General features: G+C 73.6%; 1 pseudogene. It reads right to left on the bottom strand.

The features are described from left to right. Positions 1 to 261: pseudogene (locus M2D63_RS25850) on the bottom strand (potassium-transporting ATPase subunit B); the annotation flags it as partial.

Raw genomic sequence — 261 nt, 5'->3', positions numbered from 1 at the left:
ACGATGCTGCGGCCTTCCGGCGTTTCGTCGGCCAGCGAGGCCAGGCGCGCCGCATCCGCCAGTTCGCGCGGCGACACGCCGGGCGCGGGCAGGAAGGTCGAGGCCTGGCGGTTGCCGAAGGTGATGGTGCCGGTCTTGTCCAGCAGCAGCACGTCGACGTCGCCGGCGGCCTCCACCGCGCGGCCCGAGGTGGCGATGACGTTGGCGCCCATCATGCGGCTCATGCCCGCCACGCCGATGGCCGACAGCAGGCCGCCGATG

It is taken from the genome of Pseudomonas sp. BJa5, assembly GCF_030272875.2.
Classification (GTDB): domain Bacteria; phylum Pseudomonadota; class Gammaproteobacteria; order Pseudomonadales; family Pseudomonadaceae; genus Aquipseudomonas.
Note: the sequence above shows the minus strand (reverse complement) of the source record. Positions and strands in the feature narration are given on the sequence as shown.